Origin of the sequence: Rickettsia endosymbiont of Culicoides newsteadi, assembly GCF_002259525.1 — a bacterium.
GTDB lineage: Bacteria > Pseudomonadota > Alphaproteobacteria > Rickettsiales > Rickettsiaceae > Tisiphia.
Genome location: NZ_MWZE01000151.1, coordinates 1 through 1,634, shown reverse-complemented (window position 1 = coordinate 1,634; position 1,634 = coordinate 1). Strand labels below are relative to the sequence as shown.

Below are 1,634 nucleotides of genomic sequence, written 5' to 3'. Positions count from 1 at the left end.
GATTAGCATATGCTTCTCATTCTGTATATAGGGTAGGTCCATACCATTAATTCAGGAGAATTGGGTAGCAGGAGCGACGCCTATAAGTAATAGGCAAGCGATGAGTGACGACGTCACCAACTTTTCATCAATTGACTATATAACAAATACAAAAACCTGAAGAATAAAAATTACCATAATATTTCTTCAGGTTTTTGTAATATATGGAAATTTTACTTAAAAAATCCTTACATGTTTAATGTTGCTGAAGAATCTTCATCACCAAGAAACGGTACCTCAGTATAATCATCGGCAACCTTTAATTCTAAATTATATTTTTCTGCTTGTAATTCTTCTATGGCTTGTAATTCGTGTTTCTTTAATAGTTCATTTATATCCTGTAATAATTTATTGCTTATCTGATTGTGCTTCAATTCTAGTTCTTGCAAAGTGTTATTGCTCTGTAAGGCTTCTGCTAGTTTCTTGGCTCCCTCATAACCTATCTGGTTGCAAAGCAAGTCTATTTTTACCACAGTTTTGTTATTTCTTAAGAAGTCTGCTAGTGCTTTCGCTCCATTATTGCCTATCTGATTGCAGCCCAATTTTAGTTTTTTCACAGTGCTATTGTTATTTAAGGATTCCACTAGTGTCTTTATTTCCTCATCACCTATATAGCTGTGTATCAAATGTATTTCCGGCACAGTGTTAATTTGCTCTAAGGCTTTATTTAGCCATTTCTTTCCCATTTCACTTCTAGATATCTGGTTTCTAGCCAAATCTATTATCACTGCAGTCTTATCGTTCTTTAAGGCTTGAGATACTTTTAACTTTTCTTCATGGTATGAGTATTCATGCCAAAATACTTCCGTTACATCATGACTGTTCTGTAAGACTTTTATTAGTTCATTCGCCCCCTCATAGCCTATCTGGTTGTGAGACAAATATACTTCTGTCACAGCACTATTGTTCTTTAAGGCGTTTGCTAGTGCCTCAACTCCATCATTACCTATATTGTTGTGAGACAAATCTATTTCTCTTACAGCACTCTTCGGTAAGACTTTTGCTAATGCATATACTCCTTTATTACCTATGCCGGTTGACATCAAATCTATTTTTTTCACAGTGGTATTGTTCTCTAAGGCTTCTGCTAGTTCCTCGGCTCCCTTATCACCTATAACTATGTAAGACAAATTTATTTCACTAATTTGCTATCTGTTTTTCAAATCTTGGATAATTTTTTCAAGTGTAGCCATAATTATTTACCTCATAAATTAAAAAATGTTTAATTATTCTAAATAGTTTTTAGTAATTTAATCCAGTTTTTATCCTGGATATAATTGCTGACCTTATAGTGATATTTTATGATTTCAAAGATAAATAAAAATTAATCTTTACAGATAAACTGTATACCAAAGAGTTGAAAAATACAATATATTAAAAATCTATGCTACAGCAAAAATCCTGCCAAATTATAAGGGTAGTGAATGAAATGTAACCTTGACATCTATAGTCAATTGATGAGAAGTTGGAGGCGTTGTTGCTCAATGCCCGCCTATTACTTTATAGGAGTTACGTCAATTCGGGATAAGGGATAAGAAAAAATAAAGGAGATATAGGAGTTGCAAGGAGTTAATGCCTGTGATAAATGTTTTTTT

1 protein-coding gene is annotated in these 1,634 nt (G+C 33.0%); it reads right to left on the bottom strand.

All coding sequences use genetic code 11. From position 1 onward, the window contains the following. Positions 1-227 precede the first annotated feature (227 nt). Entirely contained in the window at positions 228-1,169 is a 942-nt protein-coding gene (locus RiCNE_RS06930) for a leucine-rich repeat domain-containing protein (RefSeq protein WP_094649820.1), read from the bottom strand. Positions 1,170-1,634: the final 465 nt, after the last annotated feature.